This is a genomic window from Acidianus infernus, from assembly GCF_009729545.1.
In the GTDB taxonomy this organism is placed as follows: Archaea; Thermoproteota; Thermoprotei_A; order Sulfolobales; family Sulfolobaceae; genus Acidianus; species Acidianus infernus.
On the sequence record NZ_WFIY01000004.1, the window covers coordinates 1,581,014 to 1,604,963 of the forward strand.

The 23,950-nt window shown below is 32.7% G+C and carries 29 protein-coding genes; 14 read left to right on the top strand and 15 right to left on the bottom strand.

The window, feature by feature from the left end:
• Positions 1–9: 9 nt before the first annotated feature.
• On the bottom strand, positions 10–489 hold the full coding sequence (locus tag D1867_RS09130) for an AAA-associated domain-containing protein (protein ID WP_013777039.1): 480 nt from the start codon (positions 487–489) through the stop codon (positions 10–12).
• A gap of 25 nt (positions 490–514) precedes the next feature.
• On the bottom strand, positions 515–886 hold the full coding sequence (locus tag D1867_RS09135) for a hypothetical protein (protein ID WP_155863859.1): 372 nt from the start codon (positions 884–886) through the stop codon (positions 515–517).
• 86 nt (positions 887–972) lie between these two features.
• Between D1867_RS09135 and D1867_RS09140 the strand changes: the two genes are divergently transcribed.
• The 3 genes from D1867_RS09140 to D1867_RS09150 are packed head-to-tail and all read left to right on the top strand — an operon-like array spanning position 973 to position 2,994.
• The gene (locus D1867_RS09140; protein WP_155863860.1) at positions 973–1,215 is read left to right on the top strand and encodes a hypothetical protein; all 243 of its coding nucleotides are present in this window, start codon (positions 973–975) and stop codon (positions 1,213–1,215) included.
• Positions 1,216–1,253: 38 nt separating this feature from the next.
• Complete coding sequence (locus tag D1867_RS09145; protein WP_338078023.1) at positions 1,254–2,555, top strand: APC family permease; 1,302 nt, start codon at positions 1,254–1,256, stop codon at positions 2,553–2,555.
• Positions 2,556–2,568: 13 nt separating this feature from the next.
• Positions 2,569–2,994, top strand: a complete 426-nt coding sequence (locus D1867_RS09150) for a hypothetical protein (RefSeq protein ID WP_205737148.1) — start codon at positions 2,569–2,571, stop codon at positions 2,992–2,994.
• On the opposite strand, the gene D1867_RS09155 is transcribed toward D1867_RS09150, so the two are convergent.
• The 3 genes from D1867_RS09155 to D1867_RS09165 all read right to left on the bottom strand — a co-directional run bounded on the left by D1867_RS09155 (position 2,991) and on the right by D1867_RS09165 (position 6,211).
• A complete protein-coding gene (locus D1867_RS09155; protein ID WP_155863861.1) occupies positions 2,991–3,413 on the bottom strand; it encodes a hypothetical protein in 423 nt (140 codons plus the stop codon). The genes D1867_RS09150 and D1867_RS09155 overlap by 4 nt on opposite strands.
• Entirely contained in the window at positions 3,397–4,152 is a 756-nt protein-coding gene (locus D1867_RS09160) for a helix-turn-helix transcriptional regulator (protein ID WP_155863862.1), read from the bottom strand. Before D1867_RS09160 ends, D1867_RS09155 begins: the two co-directional genes overlap by 17 nt.
• A 172-nt stretch (positions 4,153–4,324) precedes the next feature.
• A complete protein-coding gene (locus tag D1867_RS09165; RefSeq protein WP_155863863.1) occupies positions 4,325–6,211 on the bottom strand; it encodes a COG1361 S-layer family protein in 1,887 nt (628 codons plus the stop codon).
• Between the two features lie 167 nt (positions 6,212–6,378).
• Here D1867_RS09165 and D1867_RS09170 point away from each other — a divergent pair, with 167 nt between their 5' ends.
• On the top strand, positions 6,379–6,762 hold the full coding sequence (locus D1867_RS09170) for an OsmC family protein (RefSeq protein ID WP_155863864.1): 384 nt from the start codon (positions 6,379–6,381) through the stop codon (positions 6,760–6,762).
• Here D1867_RS09170 and D1867_RS09175 read toward each other — a convergent pair.
• A complete protein-coding gene (locus D1867_RS09175) occupies positions 6,759–7,661 on the bottom strand; it encodes a mechanosensitive ion channel domain-containing protein (protein WP_155863865.1) in 903 nt (300 codons plus the stop codon). The two genes, D1867_RS09170 and D1867_RS09175, sit on opposite strands and share 4 nt — an antisense overlap.
• Before the next feature lie 112 nt (positions 7,662–7,773).
• Between D1867_RS09175 and D1867_RS09180 the strand changes: the two genes are divergently transcribed.
• Positions 7,774–8,364 (top strand): hypothetical protein, encoded by a 591-nt coding sequence (locus D1867_RS09180; protein ID WP_155863866.1) that lies wholly within the window; start codon positions 7,774–7,776, stop codon positions 8,362–8,364.
• On the opposite strand, the gene D1867_RS09185 is transcribed toward D1867_RS09180, so the two are convergent.
• Entirely contained in the window at positions 8,311–9,516 is a 1,206-nt protein-coding gene (locus tag D1867_RS09185; protein ID WP_240872212.1) for an MFS transporter, read from the bottom strand. The genes D1867_RS09180 and D1867_RS09185 overlap by 54 nt on opposite strands.
• A 90-nt stretch (positions 9,517–9,606) precedes the next feature.
• On the opposite strand from D1867_RS09185, the gene D1867_RS09190 reads away from it, so the two are divergent.
• Positions 9,607–10,245, top strand: a complete 639-nt coding sequence (locus tag D1867_RS09190) for a DUF3834 domain-containing protein (RefSeq protein ID WP_155863867.1) — start codon at positions 9,607–9,609, stop codon at positions 10,243–10,245.
• Here D1867_RS09190 and D1867_RS09195 read toward each other — a convergent pair.
• Positions 10,238–10,972 carry a molybdate ABC transporter substrate-binding protein gene (locus D1867_RS09195; protein ID WP_155863868.1) on the bottom strand — a complete coding sequence of 245 codons (735 nt, stop codon included), beginning with the start codon at positions 10,970–10,972 and terminating at the stop codon, positions 10,238–10,240. The genes D1867_RS09190 and D1867_RS09195 overlap by 8 nt on opposite strands.
• A gap of 86 nt (positions 10,973–11,058) precedes the next feature.
• Between D1867_RS09195 and nadB the strand changes: the two genes are divergently transcribed.
• Positions 11,059–12,492 (top strand): L-aspartate oxidase, encoded by a 1,434-nt coding sequence (nadB, locus tag D1867_RS09200; RefSeq protein WP_155863869.1) that lies wholly within the window; start codon positions 11,059–11,061, stop codon positions 12,490–12,492.
• Between the two features lie 6 nt (positions 12,493–12,498).
• Positions 12,499–12,972, top strand: a complete 474-nt coding sequence (locus tag D1867_RS09205) for an NUDIX hydrolase (protein WP_155863870.1) — start codon at positions 12,499–12,501, stop codon at positions 12,970–12,972.
• Here the strand turns inward: D1867_RS09205 and D1867_RS09210 are convergent.
• Positions 12,964–14,313 carry a RuvB-like helicase gene (locus D1867_RS09210; protein ID WP_155863871.1) on the bottom strand — a complete coding sequence of 450 codons (1,350 nt, stop codon included), beginning with the start codon at positions 14,311–14,313 and terminating at the stop codon, positions 12,964–12,966. The two genes, D1867_RS09205 and D1867_RS09210, sit on opposite strands and share 9 nt — an antisense overlap.
• A gap of 169 nt (positions 14,314–14,482) precedes the next feature.
• Between D1867_RS09210 and D1867_RS09215 the strand changes: the two genes are divergently transcribed.
• A complete protein-coding gene (locus D1867_RS09215; RefSeq protein ID WP_155863872.1) occupies positions 14,483–15,331 on the top strand; it encodes a carbohydrate kinase family protein in 849 nt (282 codons plus the stop codon).
• Complete coding sequence (locus D1867_RS09220; RefSeq protein ID WP_155863873.1) at positions 15,328–16,392, top strand: Y-family DNA polymerase; 1,065 nt, start codon at positions 15,328–15,330, stop codon at positions 16,390–16,392. Before D1867_RS09215 ends, D1867_RS09220 begins: the two co-directional genes overlap by 4 nt.
• Here the strand turns inward: D1867_RS09220 and D1867_RS09225 are convergent.
• Positions 16,366–16,806 carry a hypothetical protein gene (locus D1867_RS09225; RefSeq protein WP_155863874.1) on the bottom strand — a complete coding sequence of 147 codons (441 nt, stop codon included), beginning with the start codon at positions 16,804–16,806 and terminating at the stop codon, positions 16,366–16,368. The two genes, D1867_RS09220 and D1867_RS09225, sit on opposite strands and share 27 nt — an antisense overlap.
• Before the next feature lie 13 nt (positions 16,807–16,819).
• Here D1867_RS09225 and rtcA point away from each other — a divergent pair, with 13 nt between their 5' ends.
• Positions 16,820–17,827 carry an RNA 3'-terminal phosphate cyclase gene (gene rtcA, locus D1867_RS09230; RefSeq protein ID WP_155863875.1) on the top strand — a complete coding sequence of 336 codons (1,008 nt, stop codon included), beginning with the start codon at positions 16,820–16,822 and terminating at the stop codon, positions 17,825–17,827.
• Here rtcA and D1867_RS09235 read toward each other — a convergent pair.
• From D1867_RS09235 to D1867_RS09255, 5 genes are read right to left on the bottom strand one after another with little or no spacing between them, the layout of a single operon-like run.
• Positions 17,814–18,818, bottom strand: a complete 1,005-nt coding sequence (locus D1867_RS09235; RefSeq protein ID WP_155863876.1) for an alcohol dehydrogenase catalytic domain-containing protein — start codon at positions 18,816–18,818, stop codon at positions 17,814–17,816. The genes rtcA and D1867_RS09235 overlap by 14 nt on opposite strands.
• Positions 18,818–20,104 carry a glutamine synthetase family protein gene (locus D1867_RS09240; RefSeq protein WP_155863877.1) on the bottom strand — a complete coding sequence of 429 codons (1,287 nt, stop codon included), beginning with the start codon at positions 20,102–20,104 and terminating at the stop codon, positions 18,818–18,820. The genes D1867_RS09235 and D1867_RS09240 overlap by 1 nt, the downstream gene beginning before the upstream one ends.
• A 39-nt stretch (positions 20,105–20,143) precedes the next feature.
• Positions 20,144–20,368, bottom strand: a complete 225-nt coding sequence (locus tag D1867_RS09245) for a hypothetical protein (RefSeq protein ID WP_155863878.1) — start codon at positions 20,366–20,368, stop codon at positions 20,144–20,146.
• A gap of 27 nt (positions 20,369–20,395) precedes the next feature.
• Complete coding sequence (gene taw21 / locus D1867_RS09250) at positions 20,396–21,142, bottom strand: tRNA 4-demethylwyosine(37)-methyltransferase Taw21 (protein WP_155863879.1); 747 nt, start codon at positions 21,140–21,142, stop codon at positions 20,396–20,398.
• Positions 21,120–22,244 carry an amidohydrolase family protein gene (locus D1867_RS09255; protein WP_155863880.1) on the bottom strand — a complete coding sequence of 375 codons (1,125 nt, stop codon included), beginning with the start codon at positions 22,242–22,244 and terminating at the stop codon, positions 21,120–21,122. Before D1867_RS09255 ends, taw21 begins: the two co-directional genes overlap by 23 nt.
• 56 nt (positions 22,245–22,300) lie before the next feature.
• Between D1867_RS09255 and D1867_RS09260 the strand changes: the two genes are divergently transcribed.
• From D1867_RS09260 to D1867_RS09270, 3 genes are read left to right on the top strand one after another with little or no spacing between them, the layout of a single operon-like run.
• Positions 22,301–23,113 carry an SIS domain-containing protein gene (locus D1867_RS09260; protein ID WP_155863881.1) on the top strand — a complete coding sequence of 271 codons (813 nt, stop codon included), beginning with the start codon at positions 22,301–22,303 and terminating at the stop codon, positions 23,111–23,113.
• Between the two features lies 1 nt (position 23,114).
• Entirely contained in the window at positions 23,115–23,354 is a 240-nt protein-coding gene (locus tag D1867_RS09265) for a hypothetical protein (RefSeq protein ID WP_013777015.1), read from the top strand.
• 3 nt (positions 23,355–23,357) lie between these two features.
• Positions 23,358–23,945 (top strand): DUF1404 family protein, encoded by a 588-nt coding sequence (locus D1867_RS09270; protein WP_155863882.1) that lies wholly within the window; start codon positions 23,358–23,360, stop codon positions 23,943–23,945.
• The last annotated feature ends 5 nt before the right edge of the window (positions 23,946–23,950 follow it).

Genomic DNA, 23,950 nt, shown 5'->3' on the forward strand with positions numbered 1-23,950 from the left:
ATTCTACAATTACGCCTTTTCGTAATTTACCTTGTACATATTATCATCGTATCTTGATATTAATCCAGAGTAAACTCCCCATTCTGTTAAAGTCATCTGAAGATCATAATCTCCTTCTGGCGTGTTATAAACAAAAATTCCCTTTTTCTCTAAGGCTTCTTTCAATGACTCTAGGGAAAACGTTTTTAACTCGATTGCTGTAATAAAAGGCTCAACTTTAACTAGACTCTCTCTTAAAATTTCTTTACGTTTTCTAATATTAGCATTAAGAAATTCCATTCCTTTATCAGTTATTATTATATCTCCTTCTCCTACCGTTACGAAGCCTAAATAACTTGCAGTATACACAATCGGCATTAAATCGTCTAGGTCAACTTCCATTTCCTTTTCTAACATATATAAGTCAGTTTTTCCACCGAAGGTTCCTTGTAATGTTGATAATAAACCTATTAAATCTGCTACTCTAGCTGCGGGATCTATGACATACATAAGCTAAAATATTACATTAGGTATATTAAGTTATTGTTTTTCTTCTTATAATGGTAAAAACCCAAAAATAAATATATATAATAGGAAAAACATAAAAACCTAAAACCATTAAAAGGTCTAGTGTAGTAATGTAAAGCGATTTTCCAAAATTTAATAGTGCCTCCTCATGTGCTGGGGCAGTAGCAGAAGAAATTATTGCTAAGATTCCAAGTATTCCTCCGGCATGTATTAGATTGTTATATCTGGTAATTAGGAAAGCTAATGAGACTAAAATAACTACAATAATCATAGTACCTAAGGTTAAAATACTGGGGACTTTTCCTATAAGTAAAAGACCTCCTATAAATAACGAGATTGCAGAACCTATTAATGGAATTCTAAATTCTAAGCTTTTCATTATGGTATCTTTATTCATTTCCTTTATTTAAACTTGTATTCTCAAAAAGTAAAAACTTTTTTAATTAAATTATCTAATCATAACTTATGGAAATTTTAATACCGGCTTTAATAGGGGGATTTATAATAACTACAGCCTTCATAACATATTATTTATTAAGAAAACCAAGCTTCGCTGATACGTTAATATTTTATGCTATTTATGCAGCATATTACATGGGGTTAATACTAATTTATTTTAACATGATATCATTGGCAATAGTTACAGCGTTATTAATAATAATAGCAGTTTTGGCTTGGAAATTTCTAAAGAAGATAAACATATTTTGAAATTAAGTTTAAAATCAACATGTTAACTCTTAAGCATTGTGAACATAGATAAAAGACTTGAACCAAAAAAGGAATCAATACCTAAATATTTAGTAATTGCGCAATCCTTAAGTTCTATAGCTCCGCTAGGTTCAGTTTCAGCTTACTTGACATTTGCATTCCAATCTTCCTTAGCATCAACGTTTTATGCTGCAATTTTAGGAGTATTAATTTACTTACTCTGGGTAATGTTAGGATATAACTATTCAAAAATAGTAGCGACTACTGGAGGAATTTACGATTTTGCAAGAACAGCTTCTACTGAGACAGTAGGGAAAATAGCAGGATGGCTTTATTGGATAAGCTATGCAATTTACTTACCTTCAGTAACTACATATTTGACAGGAATAGTTTTACCATCAGTATTTAATATTTCACCTTCCTTATTAGCGGTTATAGAGGTTACAATTCCTATAATCCTTACAATACTTTTAATCTCTGGAATTAAACCTCCATTATTTTATGCATTGATAACATCTACTATAGAGGTATTTTTAATAACTGTCTTAGGGATAAAAGTAATTTCTATCACAGGGATTAAACTCCCTCAATATAATATCCCTCAATATAACTTTTGGACTGGAGCGCTAGCAGTAGCCTTTACCTTGGCCGGTGGAGGAGCGTCTTTCTTCTTGGGATATGAAGCTAAAGGTAGAGGGAAAACTGTAGGTTCTTCCTATTTAACTGCCTTTTCTATAGCCTCAATTGTAGTAATATTTGCATCATATTTCGAAACTGCCGCCGCAGGATTTAGTAATTCTGGGATATCTAACTTATTGTCTGTTACACAATATCCTGGATTTTATATTTCTCAAGAGTATCTTGGAAGTACATTTTCCATAATTTTCTTTGTATTTACTATAAATAGCTTGTTAGGATCCGCAATAGCAGCATATGTGGCATTATCTAGGTTAACATATTCATTAACTTCAAGGAAAATGTTAACATCAATTATCATTGTTGCTATATTCTTTATTTCATTTAATTTAATAGCTTCAATTACTGGACAATATTGTTTAGTTTATCAATACACAACTGAAGCTTCTTTAGTTACATTATTCTCTTCCCACGCTATAGTTTCAGCAGTTTATCCTTTATTCGTGAAGAAGTTTTACAAGCTAAATCTACCTAGCGTTTTATTAGGGCTCTCGTCTACGATACTAATGGCCTACGGTCTTTACTCTAATCTAATTCCCTATGAATACCCTAATACTCTTATAGGAATAGTTTCACTGATTTCCGGAGTAATTCTTGGAATAGTTAGTAATATTCTAAAGCCCATCTTATATAGGAAAAACTAAGAATATTATAAACGTGAAAGTCGTAGAAGCAATTTCTGAAATAGGTAGAAATCTTTTTCCAAGTGAAACAGTTGACGCGTTACAAGGAAAGGTTGATAAAAATGAATTAATAAAGCTTAGATTGGATAACGCAAAATTTTACTTGTCACAAGCTAAGGAAATTAACTCCCCGGTTATTGTTAGTGAACTTTTACACAAGAGCTTAACAGAAGGCTTTAAGGCTTTAAAGGATTATTTTGGTATTCAGAAGGAGCTTAAGGATTCAATTCCAATACTTTCTGATATTTTAGGAAATTGGATAGATGAATTTTGGGATTTGTCATTAAAATTACATTATGATGGATATATAATGGAGATAATTGATATGGAGGATCTAAAAGTATATGAAAATAAAGTTAGTGAATTCATACAGAACTGTGAAATAGTTGTCAGCTATTAGGAGATTTTTATACTTACATACTTAGAAATACAGTTTTGTGAAATAGGTTTTGAGGAGCAACCGGTTATGAAATATACTACCTTATATAACCCTGGATGAAGCCTTATATGCGCGGTAGAATTTTGACTAGTTAAAGTTATAACATTTTTGCTTAATACTATATTTATACCTACTGGATATATTATTACGATGGCATAAGCATAAGTTATTATCGAATTGTTAAACTCTAGTTTAACACAATGCTCAACAGGGAAGGTAACATATAGGTAATCTGTTCCATTAACTACGAACGAGTAATATGTAGGCCTCTGACTGTAATTCTGAACAGTTATTGAGTTAATAACCTTATCTATTGAATATATTGATAGAGAAATAAATATAAGTAGAATAACTACAAGTAAACTACTTACCTTTTTCATTTTTATCACCTTTTATTTCATATCTAACTTTTCCATTTTCTCTTATTTCATTTACTATTCCAAGGCTAACTAACTTTTTTACTCTTCTATATACTGTAGTCCTTGGTAAGGAACTTAATTCTGCTATTTTAGTTAAATTATCAGCTCCCGATTTAATCGCCTCAATTATTTTCTTATCTCTCTCATCAATTTCTTGAGTCTGCACTTCTATTTTACTTCTTCCTTTCATAATTTTATATGTTATTATAATACTTCCGGCAGTGCTTATTATGCCTAAATAAAGAAACGGATTATAAAGAATATTATTCCTATTTTGTACATTTATATAATACAAAATAGTAATATTATCAGAATAAAATGTTATAAAGATTTTTCCATTAGATATATTAAAGGAAATAGGAGGAGTATTAATGTATTCTATTTTAGTACAACATGGTAACTCTATTATTATCTTAGAATCAAAAGGTTCTGAAAATTTTATAACACCTTGAGGATGGTAAATGAAAGATATGTTTGCAGGTAATCTAGTTAAAATTATTTTACAACTCCCATTACTTATATAACTTACATTAGCCACAATATGCGCAGCACATTTAGGTATAAAAACTACCTTTGAAGAGCAGTCAAGAATTACAACGTTTCCAGGATATTTAAAGTATATAACGTTAGTTGATGCTAAAGACGTTAGAGATGGTATGAGTATAAATGCTAGCAGTGAAAATAGCAGTAAAGTCTTCATTCCTTTATCACTTTATTAGTGATAATAATATTAACAATAAAGATAAAAATATGGTAAACATGATAAATAGAAATACTAATGAAATTGAAAGCTCCGAGTAAATCCCCCTAATGTAACCTAAAAAAGCTACAATTATGTTTGGAATCATAACAAAAAATGGGATAATGAATATTTATTTCTTACCTCTTCTTGCAACAGCTATAACTATGAGAATTATGATTATTACAACAATTATTGCAATATAGATTAATGGAATTGATACTACATCATAACTGGTAATTTGGCTTAGTAATGAAGGAGATATATAAATTGTAGATTCATCTGTTTGCACTAGAGGATAGATAGATCCAGTTTGATTCCACACTAAAATTATAGAAATTGGATAATAGCCTGGCGATGCGCCGCTACTTATATCTACTATGTAAGTAACATTTATCTCCTCCCCTGGTTTTAGATCTCCTATCTCTTGTTCAGATGCAGTTAATGCTTCAAGAGGATTTGAAGTACTTACGTGCGGGGTTATTACGTTTGAAGAGCCTAGAATCACTTTAACATTGCAAGCAGTAGCGTTACCAACGTTCTTTAAAACAATTGTTATTGGTACTGCTGAGCTTCCAGAATTTATAGTAGGGTAAATTATTTTTTCTATTACTATGTTAGCTTTATTATATACGGTAACATTAATTGTTTTTTCTATCTCTCCACCATCATATTTTATTATGAAGGTTAAATTATATTCTCCGGGCTTCGTGGAATTTGGTACATTTATCAGAAATGTTGCATTTATTGGAATTCCCGGAGGAATTGCTCCTAAGCTAATGTTATTTTGTGATATTACCTCAAATGGCGATTTTAAATATACATAAGCATTTTGTGCAGTTCCGCTACCGTGGTTAAGTATTATTGCCTCTACTCTCACATCGAAATACCCTGGAAATATTTGAGGCGGAATGGTAATTGCATTTAATGAAAGTTGAGGAGCAGATATTAGGACTGGAATATATTCAGTACTAGAAGTGTCAAAATAGTGAACCACGGCTTTTATATAATAAATTCCTGGAGTAGCATTAGGGTAAACGCTTGCCGTTATTGTGTTTAGGTTATACTCTCCAGCAGGTACTATTCCTATATAAATTATATTTTGAGATAAAATTAATGGATATGATCTGACTATTTGTATACTTACGTTAGTTGCAGTTACATCTCCAAGGTTTCTGACTATGAAAGTTAATGGTAATTGAACACTTCCAGGAGAGGCAGTTATTGGCGAAGACGTTGTACCCCAAATGGTTGATATAGAAAAGTTTTCATAACCACTTATTATAACTGGCAAGTTAACTATGCAGCACGATGATATGAAATATTTAACCTTTATGGGGACATAGAAAACTCCAGTAGTAGCATTATTAAATATTGATGCATAAACTGTTACAGGAATCTCTTCTCCAACTGGTAAATAGCCTACTTTAACGTTCTTCTCTAAGAAATCTACGGGATATGTCGATGGAAGGCATAAGCTAACGTTAGTTGCTATTACGTTTCCCTGATTTATTAAAATGATTGTTAGTGGAACATCTCTTTCTCCCGCAGTCACTATTATAGGAGAGGAAGGAGTACCCCATGTACTCTGTGCAGAAATTTGAACGTATCCTAAAATTGGTACTGTAAAGGAAATAGTTTTGTTTAATTCTGCAGAATTGATTTTTAACTGAATTTTATATATTCCATCTTTTGCGGATTGTGCAATATTATAAAGAAATGTAACATTTATTTCTTGACCCGTTTGTAATTCTGGAATATTAACTATACTTGTTGAGTTATAATATCCAGAGTATACCTCAAATGGATATATAGAGATAGGCGTTATATTTACGTTATAAAGAGTTCCTCCAGTATTAATAAGCGTAAATGTGATAGGTACTTCGCTTTCTCCAGGGGCTATTAATCCTTCCACTTTAGCGTAACCAGTGATATTGTAAGAAACTTCTGAATTACCCATTAACGGAATAAATGAAATTAGTAGTATCATTACGATCATTATAGTAGTGACGTACTTCATATGATAAAAAGATATATCTAAATATTTAAAATTAGCCGAAGTACTCATGTTTACTAATTTTTATTTATGTAAATTGAAATAAACACATTATCCAGTATCTTTAAGTTCTACTTTACTTGAGTTCAACGTAAGATAAATTTTTATTTTTAGTTAAAACTTACGATTATATGGAATTTATTATTAATTTATATGGTAACTCTGAAAATCCCTTAGTCGAAATTAATGGCAAAAAATATACAGCAGACCGCTTATATAAAGAAGGCCCACTTTATGCATTTCTATTATCTATTCCTCATTGTATAATTACAATGTTTGAACATTTAGCCAAAAAGGAGGGTATACAAGTAAAAGTATGTAAAGTAAGGAGTACTTATTACTTAGATGACTCTCTTCTATTATTAGGAAAGTATGTAATAAAAAATATAAAAATAGAGATTTATGGCGATTGCAGCAAAGAGGAACTTAACGAGTTAGTAGAGAAGGTTAAACAAAATTGTCCTATATATCTTAGCCTAAGCGATAGGATTCAACTTTTACCATTAATTGACTAGGTTTTGCTTACTTCATTTTTAGTATCCCAATATGCCTTATCAAATGCATTATTAACTACGCTTAATAAGGAATTTAACATATTTAAATTATCGAAGTGTAATATTACAGTGAAGACGTTAGTTCCACCTGTCTTGCTTGTAAAATAAATTTCTGGATAAGGAATCTTTTGTTTACTTAGTTCGTCTTTAATATAATTTTTAGCTTTATCCATCACTTTATCTGCAGGTACGTCTGCATTAACGGTAATTTGTAAAGGATAAATGAGGGAATTTTCCCCTTCTAGTTTCGTGAATACTGTATTACCTAGAAATGCAGAATTAGGAACTTTAACAAGGTTTCCATTAATAGTTTTGACTTCAGTAAATAAGACGCCAACTTTAATAGTTTCTCCAATTATTGGAGAACCCCAAATCCACGAAATTAGTAATACTGCATCGCCAGCCTTTAAAGTTTTGCTTCCAGTAACCAAAGCTCCAGATAATATATTCGAAAGTACAGTTTGAGCAGCTAAACCTATTGCTATACCTCCAATAGCGCCACCTATTGCTGCTCCAGTTAGATTTACTCCTAATGCGGCCAATATTACTAAGATTAAAATTGAATAAAGTGCTATATCTATAAAAAATGAGATCGTTCTAGCAGTACTAGCTTCCATTTTACCTAAGAAGTATACGTTAATGACTTTCTTTAATACACCTATTATAAAATATCCTCCTATACCTACTATTGCAGCATCTGTCGCTAAATATATATAATCCAAATAAGGTACAATTACAGGAAAATGTATTGATGCAAATTTTATCGCGAAATGAATTAAAACTGCGATAATTGCTAAAACCACTATTATTGAAAGTAACTTCACTACTTGTCTTTTCCAGCTTATTTGCAAATTGAGCATGTTAAACATTTATAAATAGGGAATTTAAAGTTCGCTTTCAGTCATGTATTAATAACTATCTATGAAACCATGTATTAGCTTAATTTAAATATATTTAGTATTGCATAGCTTGATGAAGTTCTTTAAGCCGGTAAAGTCTTTCAAAGATGTTAACGTGGCTATAGAGATCTTTGCTGAATTATCTGCGTCGAGACTCTCTAAAATTATGGGTTTTCCTCTCTTAGACTTAAAAATTACAGAAAAAGAAGGTAAAATTGGATTGCTAATGGATCATTTGCCAGAGAAAGCTAATGAAAGCGTTATAAATATCGACAAAATTAGATCCGCTTTGGCTTTTGAGGAGGTTATATTAAATATTGACCTTAAGGAAGAGCATGTACTATCTAAAGAAAGGATTGCATATATAATTGATCATGGGCACTCATTTAATGCTTGGAAACCATTGTATTACATCCAGGAAATTATAGATAAAAAGGTCTCAAGATTTAATCTTTGGTCTAATAGAGAAAAATTCATGGAAGGAGTAGAAATAATAAACTCGGTAGACGATAAAAATATCCTTGAGATACTTAGGGATACTGCAGAGGAAGTTTATCAATATAATTTTTGTAAGCTATTTGATAGAAAGGCTATGGAAGAAACTATTGACTTAAGCTTTAGAATCTTTAGATATAGAAAGAGAATTCTTCCTAGTCTCTTCTAAAATTACCTTATCTACATATCCTACATATCTATTTAGTAAAGCTAATAAAATTAATATAACAGGAATTAACGTTCCAAATAAGTATTTTATCCCTATTAGTTCTGCTACAAATCCTGATATCGTAGGAGTTATAATTCCTATAATCATCATTATGGCAAAGAAGATACTATTGGCAGCATTTCTTTCATAAGGTTTGAATGTTCTACTTATAGAAATCACTGAAAGTGGATAAGTTAACCCGTGGGGAAAACCTAAGATAAGTAAGGCTATGCTAAATATTATTAAATTATTTGAGAATAAAATAGCTAATAATCCTATTGTTGTCATTGAAATTGCAGCTATTGCATGGAGTCTTACACTTTGTGGAGGTCTTATGGATAAGTATATTCTAGCTAAGAACGACGTGGTAAAGAATAATGAGAATAAAGCGGTAACTTCTGCAAAACTTACATGTAAATAATCTACAGCGTATATTCCTCCAAATGTTAAAATTACTGAAAATGGTATATTATAAGTTAAAATATTTATTACTGCAGTCTTGAACCCTGGATTATTAAATACGCTAACTCTTGCTGAATTACTATTTTCTTCTGGGAACTTTATAAAGAAAGATAATATAGCTGAAAGTATTGCGAATGGCTCGAAAAATAGGAAAACATACGGTATTGCAAAATGAGTTAAAACAGCCGTCTCAATTGCAGGTCCGGCTACAAGACTTGCACTTAGGGCTAATGTATAAATTGATAATAATCTTTCTCTAGCTTTTCTATCATCTAGTAATCCTGCGTAAGTAATTATATTTGGCATAATTGATCCTAACGATAATCCTGCTAGCAGGGACACTATCCATATTGTTAAGGAATTTGCAAAATAAAATATCGGTAAGATTACTGCATATGCGACAGAAGAGATGATAAAGAACTTTCTCCTAGTATTAGACTGCAGTCTAGAGTTTATTATACCACTAGTTATGAATGTACCAAGAGATAATAGTGCAGATAAAATTCCTACTTCACTCTGCGTAAAATGGAAATAGTATTTTGAAAATAAAGGTAAAGTCGTTGCTATCATGTTATTTGAAGCTCTTATTGCAAAAGTCATAGAAACTATGACTGTTAACATTTGAATGAACATTAGCTTGTTTCTATCCATGAGATATAGGTAACAAAGTTACCTATTTAAATGTTTCATAATAAGGTTTATCTAAGAAAGAAATAAATTTGTTGGGTATCAAATTAACCTATGCAAATAATAGCTGCACCCGGACCTGTATCATATCCTATAATAGCAGCCTCTACCAAAAATAAAGATATAAAAATAATTTTTTCGAAAGAAGGTAAAGCAGATGTGATTCTAGATTCTACAGTATCACTAGTTAAGAGAGGCTTGAGAATAAATTATATAACTATCAAGGAGTTGCTAAGCGTGTATCCTAATGTAGGGAAAAAGATAGGAGTGTGGAGAAAAGGTAGTGCAGCTGACGTTTTGATAAGAGCTTTACTTGCTACAAAAGGGATAAACGCGGAATTAGTATATGCAGATGATATGAGAAAAATTTTGGAGATGTTTAAAAATAAGGAAATAGATAGTGCAGTAGTAGCTTCGGCTTTTGGGAAAGGGATAACTTTCGAAAGTTCTTTAGGAATTCCAGGAAATTGTGGTGCACATGTAATTTCTAATGAAGATGAATTCGTATCTGCATATAATGAAGGAATCGATATGTTTAAGAGCGATCCAGAAGGATTTGCCAATGCAGTATCTAGCACGTTAAAGGTTGATAAGGAATTTGTTATAAATACAATGAAAAACTCAGTATTAAAAGTAGAAAAACTAAATGACGATAAAGATTTTGCTGAATTAGTAAAGAAATTTATTAATTAATGTTGGCTATCCATTTAAATCCGTATTTTTCATAAATTTGTTTAACTTCTGGTGAAATAAGTAAGTTGAATACTTCTTCTGCTTTTTCTGAAGCGTTATCTAATAATGCAAATGCTAATTTTCCCTTTTTATTGTGTTGCGGTACGGTGTATTTAAATGTCCAATATATTGCTTCAGTTCTCCACATTATTCCGGCATCTATGTCTCCTAACTTTAACATATGCGGGATCTCTCTATGGTGAACTTTAGTTATGTAAACTCCACCATAATTAATTAGCTCTTCATAATCTCCGCACTCTTCCTCGTATAATTCCTTAAATAATTGACCTATTCCTTCAATGCTAGGGTTAGGTATTGCTACTCTTCTTCCTTTTAATTCGCATAAATTATTTATTTCGGCTCCTCTATAAACTATTACAATATCGTTTTCTGCATACTCTACTTTTTTCCTTATTTTTAATCCTTCAAGTAGCGAAGGAGGCAATGAGACTATTTCTGGAATGAACGATATGTATAAGTTTCCAACTTTTAGAGATTCTCCCTCAGCCCTTTTCCTAACCATTCCTGGAGGAATAGTTTCTAAATAGACTTTGTATCCTTTACTTTTAAGTAATTCTAGGACATCTTTCGCTGCAAACCATTGATTTCCTGCAAACGACATTTTTACCCCTGAAGTATCTCCCCAAATATCTTCTAGAACGTCAAATAACTGGAGTGTAAGATCCATAAATCATCTTTACGTGTAGTCACTTTAAATTCTTTAGTGAAATTTTTAGCAATAAAGTTTTTTTATTTCTCCGAACATGTGTTCGTATGATATATATTTTTGGTAACGGAATAGCAGGACTTTCTGCAGCGGTTTCTTTAACTAAATCAGGATATAAAGTGACTGTAATAACAAAGAAAATAACTGGAGGGTCAACGTATATAGCCAAAGGAGGGATTGCCGCAGCAGTAGGCAGTGACGACTCTCCTGAAATCCATGCAAAAGACACTTTAAGAGTTGGGGATGGGTTATCTGATGAAAAGGCAGTAAATTATGTTACTTCTGAGGCTCCGAAAGCTGTTAAAACATTAGAAGAATGGGGTTTTGAATTTGCAACAGATTTAAGATTAGAAGGAGGTCACTCTAGAAGGAGAGTTTTACACAAAACGGACGAAACTGGAAGAGATATATACGACTTCTTAATGAAGAAAGCTAAAGAGCTAAATATTCCAGTCGTGGAGGATGAATTATTAGCAATAAAAACGGAAAATAATGAAGTTAAGGGCTTTATAACAAGGAATAGGGGTGAAGTCGAAGCTGATAAAATAGTTTTAGCAACAGGAGGTTATGCCTATCTTTGGAAATATACTTCAAATCAATCTACAAATACTGGAGATGGAATTGCAATAGCTTTTAGGTCTGGTGCGTTAGTTGCTGATATGGAGTTTGTTCAATTTCATCCTACTGTAACTAATTTAGATGGTGAAACTTTCCTCTTAACTGAGACTTTAAGAGGAGAAGGAGCAATTTTATTAAATGACAAAGGAGAGAGGTTTGCATTTAAATACCATGAAAAGGGAGAACTAGCACCTAGAGATGTGCTATCTAGAGCAATATATACTGAGTATTTAAAAGGAAGAAAAGTATTCATGGATCTAACTAAGATAGAGGACTTTGAGAATAAGTTTCCAGTCTTGACTGCATATCTAAAAAGGCACGGAAAGGATAAGAGTTTCAAAATCCCAGTATTTCCAGGAGCACATTTTGTAGACGGAGGAATTAGAGTTAATCTCAGAGGAGAGAGCAACATTAAAGGCTTATATGCTATAGGAGAAGTTAGTGATACAGGCCTTCATGGGGCTAATAGATTAGCAAGTAATTCCTTAGCTGAAGGTCTGGTTTATGGAGTTAACCTCTCACTATATATAGATAAGTGGGAGGGTCTGTACGTTGATGATGGGGAAATAGAAAATGTAAAACTACATGCAGGAAATAATTTATCTTTAGATGAAATTAGGGAAATAAATTGGGAAAATGTAGGAATAGTAAGAAATGCTGAAAAATTAAATAAGGCGATTTCAATTTACTCCTCAATAGATATGCTAAGTGCAAATGAAAAATCAAATTCCGCTTTAGTGTCGTATTTAACTGCACTTGCAGCTTACAAGAGAACTGAAAGTAGAGGTAATCATTATAGGGAAGATTATCCTTATAAGGATGATAAATGGAAGAAGAGAATATATTTTCAGATCTCAAAATAAAATAATATGACATGTGATGCTGCCGTAGTTTTATTACTTAATTGTGAAAACAAATTTTTATTGATAAAAAGATCTACTAATCCTAAAGATCCTTGGAGCGGAAATATGGCATTACCCGGCGGGCATAGAGAAGGAAATGAAGACTGTGAGACGACAGCTAAAAGAGAATGTAAAGAAGAAACTGGAATTGAGCCAGAAATAATAGCTTTTCTCGGTTATTATTCACCTCATAATGCTAACATCACTGTTGCAGCTTTTTTAGGTAGAACGTGTTTTTCAAAAATTAAGAGAGATAAAAAGGAAGTTGCAAAGTATTTTTGGGTAAGTTTCTCAGATCTAAAGAAAGGCGAGGAATGCTTTTATTACAAAAAGTATAGGATATGGGGAATGACTTATAGGATTATTAGAGATTATATGGAAAAATTCAGTCCGGCAACTGATACTTCATCCTTCCGTTCCGTCGACCATTCATCACTTTAATAATAAATTCTCGTACTCCTTTACATAATTTACGCTCCTCTTAACGTCAGCGAAATATCTATAGACTTCCTTAATATCCTCTGGTTTTATCACGTTTCTTCCGTTCCTAATTGCTATCAAATTAGCAGGTTCAAGTAGTTGTACAGCATACCTTAAACTCTCCTGACTTCCTATTTTAGCTAACTCGTCCAGGGCTTGCGGATCTAGTTCTATATTCAGTTCTTCTGCTCTAATAGATATTATTTCTCTTATTTCTTTTTCATTATAAGGTTTAGTTGGTATAATTAAGAGCCTATCAAGTAAGTCTAATGGAATTCCGTGAGGAGATTCTATATCTGTTCCTCTTATTTTTGTCATACCTCTATTAGTGGCAAGTATGAGTATTGGTGATAATTCTGATTCGAGTGCTTTTGTTAAGAAGGAGAAAGCTTCTATGTCCAACATATGTGCATCGTCTATGAAAAGTACTCCAGGGATTAGCTCTGCGTTTCCCTTATTTATCATATCTTTCACTAGTTTATCTACTTCTTTTCTTATATCATCGCTTATTTCTCTCTCTGAGAATAATGAAAATATAGCAGTAAACGAAATTTGACGTGCGGCTAAGTTTAGATCTAGGTCATGAAGCGTGAAAGTACTGGTTAATTCTTTTTCTTTTTTAACTGGTCCTGAGGGAACTTCAACTCCTCCGCCTCCTATGTCATATTTCGCAACTTCCTTAGATCTTCCAGTTTTTACCACCTGCCCAGTTTCTGCGTCTATCCATATTACATCACCTTTTCTAACTCCCAATCTTACTAGCTGTTCAGCTATGGATTCTCCAGCAGTTAATTTCATTTCGTCGTCTTTGGTTTTTAAGGTAATTTCAGCTTCTCTAGGCACTTGAACATATGGATTTAACCTACTTTTAGCCACTTTTATTCTAAGTTCTTTTACTTCCCCTTCGTAGACAAGCCTCTTCTCTCTTACTCTTACGCCTATAGATTTTCTTATAGCCTGCATTAGTACTTCAGTCTTTTTTAATTCTGTAGAATAGAGTTCTGAAGCGTTTATTGCAGTAAAAGGAGTATCTTCTCCTAGCTCTTTCGCTATTGCTACCGCTAGTGCGGTTTTTCCAGTTCCAGAAGGCCCTACTAGAAGAATTCCTTTTCCAGCCATCTTACCTTGTTTTACTAGTTGCACAACTAAACCTGCAGCTTCTCTAGCTTCCTCTTGACCAACCATTCCATCAGCTTTAAATATGGCTTTTCCGTGTTCATCCAAACCTAAGCCGGTTATGTGACTATGAATGCTGGCTTTCTCTATTTCTGGAGCCTTTTTAATCTCTTTAATCTCTACCATAAGTCAAAATTTCTCTAATAACCTTTTGAAATTAACTAACATAGTACTAAGTAAAAATAATAGTTACTACGCGTTAGAAAAATATATAGATGATGAAGACTTTTGGGTCGGATTTATGAAGACGTGGCGGCTAACTGATTTTAACTTGTGTAAAGTATTCTAATACACCATGAGACCAATTCACCTAGCAGTTGGCAAGTTTAACATTGATATTATAGTAAAGCTTAATGCTCTTCCGCTAGTAGATAGTAAGGTAAATACTGACGTCATGGAAATCATGCCAGGAGGCTCTGCAACAAATTACTCAGTAGCAGTAAATAGGTTAGGACATAGCGCAAAATTATTAGCAAAAATAGGTAAAAGTCCTTTAGTTTCAGCTTTACTTACTCCTTTAGCCGAAGAAGGATTAGGATTGGATTTTTTGATTGAATGCGAGAAGAAACCTAATATGGCTTTAATACTTTTAAGAGATGATGGGTCCATCTCAATAGTAAGAAGAACTGATCCCTCATTATTACCTAGTTTAGATGATATAAAAAAATACTCTGGAATGTTTGACGTAATACACTACGCTTCTATCTCTCATGATGTCATATATAAAGATCCGTCAGCTAAGATTGTAAGTTACGACCCGGGCCCTTATGCCTCGGAATATGAAGGTGAGGAAGTAGATATTCTCTATGTTAATGAAAAAGAATATGAAAGTTTAAAGACTAAAGCTAACGCAAAAATTGTCGTAATTAAGAAAGGCAAAGAAGGAGCAGAATTAATAGGTAGTGAAGAATGCAGAGTAGAGGCTTTAAAAGTTAATGTAGTTGACACTACTGGTGCTGGTGATGTATTTGACGCTGCTTTTAACGTCTCTTATATTAATACTGGATCAATAGAAGATTCTTTACGGTTTGCTACTGTTGCGGCAGGGCTGAAAGTTACTAAGCTTGGGGGAGTCAGCTCTCCAAAGCTAGAGGAAGTGGTAAAAATGTTAAAAGATGTTAATATTAATGTTAAATGTAGATGATTGTACTTTTCGTTGATTTTGATTACTTCTTTGCTCAAGTTGAGGAAGTCCTTAACCCAGAACTTAAAGGTAAGCCTGTAGCTGTTTGCGTATTTTCTGGTAGGTTTAAAGATAGTGGTGCAATAGCTACAGCTAATTATGAGGCAAGAAAACTAGGAATAAAATCTGGCATGCCAATTCCTAAGGCAAAGGAAATCGCTCCTAACGCGATATATTTACCTATTAGAAAGGATTTATATAAACAAGTGTCAGATAGAATAATGTACGGAATACTCTCTAAATATTCAAGTAAAATTGAAATTGCAAGTATAGATGAAGCTTACCTTGATATTACTGATAGAGTGAAAGATTATTACGAGGCTTACCAACTAGGTAAAAAAATAAAGGACGAAATTTATCAGAAAGAAAAAATTACAGTTACTATTGGAATTGCTCCAAATAAGGTTTTTGCTAAGATAATAGCCGAAATGAATAAACCCAACGGTTTAGGAATTTTAAAGCCAGAGGAAGTGGAAGGATTTATAAGATCATTACCGATAGAGGAAGTGCCAGGTGTAGGAGATTCTATTTATTCTAAGCTAAAGGAAATGGAGATCAAATATTTATATGATGTTCTAAAAGTGGATTTTGAAAAATTAAAAAAAGAAATAGGAAAATCTAAAGCTAGTTACTTGTATTCTTTAGCAAACAATACCTATGCTGAACCGGTAAAGGAAAAAGTAAGGAAGCATATTGGAAGATATGTTACAATGAAAAAGAACTCAAGAGATATTAAAGAGATACTTCCATACTTGAAGAGGGCAATAGACGAAGCTTATTCTAAGACCAACGGAGGTATACCAAAGACCTTAGCGGTTGTTGCGATAATGGAAGATCTTGATATTGTAAGTAGGGAAAAAACTTTTAACTTTGGCATAAGTAAGGACAGGGCGTATTTAGAAGCTGAAAAACTCTTGGAAGAAATCATAAAATCTGATAAAAGAAGATTAAGAAGAGTGGGCGTAAGATTGGGTAAGATATACAAATCGACTACACTAGACAACTTCTTCAATAACGTCTAGCTTTATTATCCCTTTTAGCTTTGAAGGATCTATCTCACCGTACCTTTTAATATAATTTTCATATCCCCTTATTCCTCTATCTTGGGTTTCAGGAGAGCTCTTAACTTTAATATTTATAAAAAGCGGGATTCTGTTCGTAACCATCTTTCTGTCAATCTTAATTACTTTAGATATTGCGTCCATGTCATCTCTGACGCCTTCTGCAATTACTATTCCCTTATCTCCTTCGACAACTTTAATTGAATTAATTTCACCGTATCTATCCATTATTAACACAAACCTTGCAACTCTTCCACCTTCTACATCTTCAAAAAAATTTAGACCAAGGACGTATTTTCCATTGCATGCTATTGGTATGACGTAAAGCTCTTCGTGTCCTATAACGTTAAGTATCGATTTTATTTTAACCTTCATATAATTAGGAATTATGATTGAAATAGATGGATCTTTCGGTGAAGGCGGAGGAGAAATATTGAGAACTTCACTAACGTTATCTGCACTTACTGGTAAACCTTTTAGAATATACAATATAAGAGCTAAGAGGAAAAATCCTGGCTTGCAAAGACAACATTTATCTGCAGTAAAACTTGTAAAAGAACTATGTAACGCAGAAAGTAAAGGGGACTATTTAGGTTCTCAAGAATTAGTTTTTATTCCTCACGAGATAAAGAATGAGGGAGACTTTACATTAGACGTAACAACTGCTGGAAGTGTTACTCTAATAGCTGTAGCAGTAATTCCGCTTATTATTAATAGAAATATAAAAATACGTTTAATAGGAGGAACAGACGTTCCGAAAAGTCCTACAATAGATTATATGAGATTAGTTTACCTTGAGATTTTAAAGAAAATAGGCATACAGGGCGAGATTAAATTAATAAAAAGGGGCCATTATCCTAGAGGAGGAGGAATAATAGAGCTTAGTAACTTCAAGGGAAAAGGAGATGAATTTGAAATAGTTGAAATGGGAAAAATTGAAGAAATTAAGGGTATATCTCACGTGTCGTCTCTGCCTTCTCATATAGCTGAAAGGCAAGCAAAGTCTGCAGAGGAGTTTATAAAAAAGTTTCTTAGTGTAAACGTTAGTATATCTTTGGATATTAGACAAGGAGAAAGTGAAGGCACTGGAATTACTTTAGCAGCATACGGTAAAAGTGTGATGGGTTCCGATTCTTTAGGCGAGAAAGGAAAAAGGGCTGAAAAAGTAGGAGAAGAAGCTGCAAGTAAGTTAATAGAAGATTTAAAGACAAATGCTGGAGTTGATAGGCATATGTCAGATATGCTTATGCTTTATGCTTCGCTTTATAAAGGTAAATTCACTGGAGCAATGCTAACTATGCATGCTAGAACTAATGCTGAAATTATAAGAAAGTTCATACAGGATAGGAAAATAGAGGTTATAGAAGGTAAGCCTTTCACTTTTAAGGTATTATGACTGCTCTTCCTATTATTCTTCCGCTCATTAAATCGTCTATTGCTTGATTTATTTCTTCTAATTTATAAGGGACAGCCAGCGTTTTTATTTTTCCTTCATTATATAATTTTACTACATTTATCATATCTTCCTTACTCCCATATAAAATTCCTCTTATTCTTAATCCCCTAAGAACAAGGAGTTGCTCCCATATTTCCATTCTTCCTCCAAATTCCCCTACTATTCTCAATTCTCCCATTCTATCTAGAGCCCAGACGATGTCCCTTAAAGTCTCATCACTTCCTATATAATCAATTATGTAATCAAATTTTTCTCTCCCTATTCTAGCTGAAAAATCTTCAGAATAAGATTGTTTTACTTGAATTATTCTATCTGCTCCAAGTTCTAATGCCTTATTTAATTTTATTTGATTTCTTCCAACTACTGTTACTTTAATTCCTCTTGATTTCAAAATTTGTAGAGCTATTAAGCTTACTGCTCCAGTTCCTATTAATGCTACGTTACTATCTTCCTCAATTCCTTTTACAGAATTATATGCGGTAACTCCGGCATCAGCAAGAGGCGCAATTTTAATTGGATTTTCGTTATTATCGATTTTTATTAAATTATCTTCTGAAGGTACTTTAACGTATTCTGCAAATCCTCCATCTTCTTGAACTCCTAAAATTTTTACTTTTTCACAAAATTGGGGGTATCCCCTTTTACAGTATTTGCAAGTACCGCAACCAAAGGCATTGTAGACAAGTACTTTATCACCTTCCTTAAAATGCTCAGTATCTTCAGTTATTTCGCCTACAATCTCATGACCTAAAATTCTGGGAGGACTAACCGGTATATCGTCTTTCCATTCGCCGAAAATTATGTGTAAATCTCCATGACATAAGCCTGTTGCCAATACTTTTAAAAGAACCTCTTTACCTTTAACTTCAGGTTTTTTGACATCCTCTATGCTTAAAGGCCTACCTATTTCTGTAAACACTGCTGCTCTCATTACCAACCTGCCTTCAGATATGCCTTAACTTCCCAATCTGTTATATAATTATTATAACTCTCTATTTCTCTATTTTTAAGTTCAATATATGATGAAATAAGTTCTGCTCCAATTGAATATTTAATATAATTATCATTATTAAGTTTGCGTAAGGCGTCTTCTAAATTACTAGGTAAAGATCCCAATTCTATATTAGGCTCAACGTCCAATTTTCTTTCTATTCCATCTAATCCTGCATATATGATAGCAGATAATAAGAGGTAAGAGTTTGCTAAAGGATCTGCTAATCGAAATTCTACTGACTTTGAATCTCTGAAATTACTTGGCATCCTAATTATGAAATGTCTTTCTGTTCCTAAACCTAGTAAACTTGGAGTCACTGTTTCTCTAAATCTTTTATAAGAATTTATCGTTGGCGAAGCGAAGGCCATTATGCTTCCAATATGCTCTATTATTCCTGCTAAGAAATTATACGCTATATCACTTAATCCCAAACCCTTGGGATCATTTACATTACTCATGATATCTTTTCCATCGTTTGATATAAGTTTAATATATACGTCCATACTACTACTCGGGTAATTTGAGAAAGGCTTAGGCATAAATGTAGAGAACAATTTGTATATTCTTGCCGAATCTCTTATTACTTCTCTCGCAGTAACTAATGAGTCTGCAGCAGATAAAGCGTCTTTTTCCGCAAATCTTATTTCATATTGTGCAGGACCATAGTGTTTATTTATTGTTTCAACTTGAACTCCTACACTTTCTAAATATTTGATAACATCTCTAAGAAAAGATTGTTCTTCCATTAATCCTTCCGGAGAAAATGCTTTAGCTTCATCTGCAGGTGAGATGCCATTACCATTTTCCTTTACTAAATAAAAAGTAGGTTCGAATGAGACCTGAATTGAAAGCCCTTTTTCTTCCAATTTATCTATCGCTCTCTTTAATAGCCCTCTGCTACAAAACGGTGAAGGAGTCAAATCTGGTAAAGTAATGTATGAGAGAACTCTTGCCGTTCTCTCTAGATAAGGCAAAATAATAAAGGTTGACGGATCCGGTAGTGCCAGAACGTCTCCGTAGCGTGATTTTATTGGAGTATCTGTATAGTCTAACATAAGTAAGCTTTCTGGATATGGTAAGCCAGAGTCTTTTAATATTAAATTTTCAAACTCAGCTCTTCTTAAAGATCTTCCCCTGACGTTACCTAATAAGTCAATGAATTCTACTCTTACGTAATCAACTCTTCCCGATTTTAAAATTTCAAGCAATTCGTCCTTAATCAAATCCTATCGACTGAAAAAAGGATTTGTAAAATATAAATATTAAAGTAAAGCGTACATTATTTTCCCTGCATACATTACGGCATTTTGATATTCTGTGAAAAAACCTCTATGTTTTAATTCTCCTCTAAAATAAACTTCAATAGAGTACATATAATCCTTTTCCTTAACCTTCCTTCTATGAAATTTTATTATATAATTCCCTATCTCTATTTTTTTCTTTTGGGACGCTATATAACCTAATCTCATTATTTCTAAATCAATCATTAAAAAATAAGTTATATTTAGACTATTTTAAGCTTTGATGTCCAATATAACATGGTACTTAAAAGGCTTTACACTTCTTACTATTCTACCGAAAAATGCTTTAGGGTAAAGTTTCATGGCTTCTTTAACTGGATTTTCTTTAGTTTCTATTTCTACAAATAGGTGAATTATCCCTCCAGGTTTAATTTTTTGTAATGCAACTTCATAAGCTTCTTTTGCCTTCTCTGGTAATGGAGATATAATTCTATCAGCGTTCTCTAGGTAATATATTTTTTTAAAAGCATCACCATATATCGGTATTACATTATAAGTTTTGTTTAAATCGATATTAGCCATCATGTAATAATATGCATAAGGATTTATATCTATAGAATAAACTAATTTGGGCTTACCTAGTTTAGCTGATAGAATAGAAAAAGGCCCATATCCTGCAAACATGTTTATTATTATTTCTCCCTTTTTTACTTCTTTCGCAATTCTTAGGTGCTCAAATGAGAGTTTAGAAGAGAAAAATACTTTAGTAAAATCTAGATAGTACCTACATCCATGTTCTTTATAAACGGTCTCACTTCTCTCTTCTCCTAATATATGATAGTAAGTAGGCAACCTAAAGTCTCCTTTAGTATCCCTATATCTTCCCCACACCGATTTTATGTAAGGATGTTTACTCATAATTTCCTTTGCATAATCCTTCAAGTCTTCAGGTTTTTTATCAAATGGAATTCCTATTATTGCTATATCTCCTACAATCTCAATTCTTTTCCACTTTTCCAATTTCTTCTACCTTTCTATTTGCCTCCTCAATATCTTTAGTTCCAACGTTTAGTGGAACTCCTCCATCTAATACTGCTTCTCCATTAATTATAACGGTCTCTAAAGAGTATGAAGAATAGATCAAACTTTCATACGGCGCTTCTTTATCTATAGGATATGAAGGAGGCTCGTTAACTTCAAAGATAATAATGTCAGTAGTGTTTCCTACTGAGATCCCTCCGTTCATTTTTAATTGAGAATAACCCCAATCTGTTACTGCTTTAAAAGCTTCTTCTGCAGTCAATAACAAGCGTGATGCAGCAATACCCATCTCATTCCTAATATCAAATTTAGGCGTTAAATCAATTGATATAGAAGGCTTATAAGCGCCTAGAGTGAATTTACAAACTTCTAAGCTCGGAGTAAATGCCAAATTTAGATTATTCTTCCTTATTTTTTCTAGATCCTTCCTACTTCCGCCTCCTAGCGCTATTGTGTAAGGTGAGATGTTATTAATTTTTTCTAGATTAACATTTCTATCAACTAATATAGGTAGTTTATATTCATTGGAAATAGCCATCGCTTCTTCAGCCTCATCTTCATCGCAGAGTTTTAATACTATCCCGCTCTCATCTTTAGATATCCATTTACTATATAAACTCTCAAAGTTCTTTTTCCAGTCCCCTTTTATCCAGTTGCAACCTATTTCTGCAGAAACTATTGGCCTCAATCCCACAGTCTTTACAGCTCTAGCTGCTTGTTCTACAAACGGCTCAGTTACTACAACTGTTGTTATTCCAGACCTTAGCAAGTGATATGCTCCTAAGAGTGAAAAATAGTAAGCATCCTTGCTAGTCATAGTTGAGATTAAATCGTTTGGGTTCGTCTTTCCAGAAAATATTCTATATCTAAATGGGTATAATTGTATGAAACTCTGAGTTGTTACAAACCCTGGAGAAACGAGTCTATCAAAGCCTCCTACTATTAGTTCTGCATCATCATATTCTTCTAATTCTCTTTTTGATATTGCCTCTATTTTACCGTCATTTACACCTATGTACGCATTAGTAACTGGAGCAGAGTCTTTTAGAAAAGCTATTCCAGCTTTTATAAGGATCTTCAACTCATGTAAATTATCAGTTAAATATAATTTATAACTGTCTATTATTCGAAGATAAAATGGGAATCATAGAAGATATTGAAGAAGAGATTAAACAGAATTACAAGATAAATTCTGGCATAAAATTAGATGAAGCATATGTTACTGGAGCAGGAGACTCGTTTGCTGCGTCTTTAGTTATAGAAGGCAAGACAAATGGAAGATTTAGAGCGATTGACCCTTATGATGCTTTATGCATGAATATGGATAAGCCATTGATTATAGTTTCAGTCTCCGGCAAACCTAAGTCCAATATTAACCTTGCAAGGAAATTTAAAGGTAAAACTAAAATTTACGTAATAACTGCAAATCCAGAATCGGAATTGGCAAAACTAGCAGATGAAATAGTTTACTTGCCTTATAAGACTAAGCGTGTTTTGCCTGGAACTCTATCTTTTATGATGTCGTTAAGTGCATTATACGATATTGCTAACGTGGAAGAAGATAAAGGGTGTGGAAAAGAAATTCCAATTGAAGACAGAGCCTTCTTTATCGGTAAAGGAGAGAATTATGGTATTGCGTATTTTGCATACTTAAAACTTGCTGAAATATTCGGTTGGAGTTCAAATTTTGAAAGGCTAGAACAATTCTTTCATTCTCCAATATTTTCGTCAAGGACAAGGCAAGTAATTATCTTCTCTTCTGGCGATGAAAGAGAAAAGGAAGCTAGGAAGTTAATGAATGTTAATTTAACTGAATGCAGAGGCGCGTTTTGTAATTTACGAACATTCTTAAAGTCGTTAATCTTTACAATGAGAATCAAAAATTGGAATAAAATATACTTCCTTGAGGACAAGGAAATATTAAATATCAGTTCTGCAATGATATATTAAGATGAAGGAGTTAGATTTAACAAAACAATCTGGGGGTTGCGGAGCAAATACTCCTTCTGTATCATTAATGAAATTCTGGCTAGAAACTGGAGGCAATCAAGAAGTCAAGATAATTGCACTGCAAGGAGTTCAAGCAGATCAAGTTGAAATGTGGGCTATGGCAATGCAAGAGAAAGGAGTTAAAATACTAAATAAAGAATTCAGTGAAGATAAGGTTATATATACTGTTTACTTACCATAACTTATGGATAAATTAGATTTAACAAAGTATCTTGCTATCATTTTTGCAGGAATCTCTGGAATTATTTATGTTATTGGAGATCCCTTAGATAAATTACTCTCGTATCAAGGTCCAGTATTTTCCGGTGCATTATTAGGATGGTACGTAATAAATAAATATACTCCTAAAGATAAATTTGTAGAATTTGAGGACTCTCTAGTTCCAGTAACTTCAATTTTAATAAGGAATAAATCATGGATAGGTTTCACAATATCTGCATTCCTAATAGCTTTTTGGCTAACTCCTTTTATATTTAAGATTGCACAAGAATATCCAGAATTATATTTTGCTGCATTTATTTCAGATTTTATTGGAGGTTTTATAGCAGGCTATCTAATTCCCTCGTTGAAATTTATGGAGAAAGTAATAATTTATAGTTTGGGTTTTGCAGCAGACATATTTTATGTAATGCTTCTATATATTTATTCGGTAATGTATAATATTTCACAAAATAGTCTCTTAGATCATGTACTGGGCTTCGTTTATATTGTAAAATTTTCTGAAGGAATTTTATTCGCTGTGTACATTATTAAAAAGGTAAACGCTATTTAGTTCCT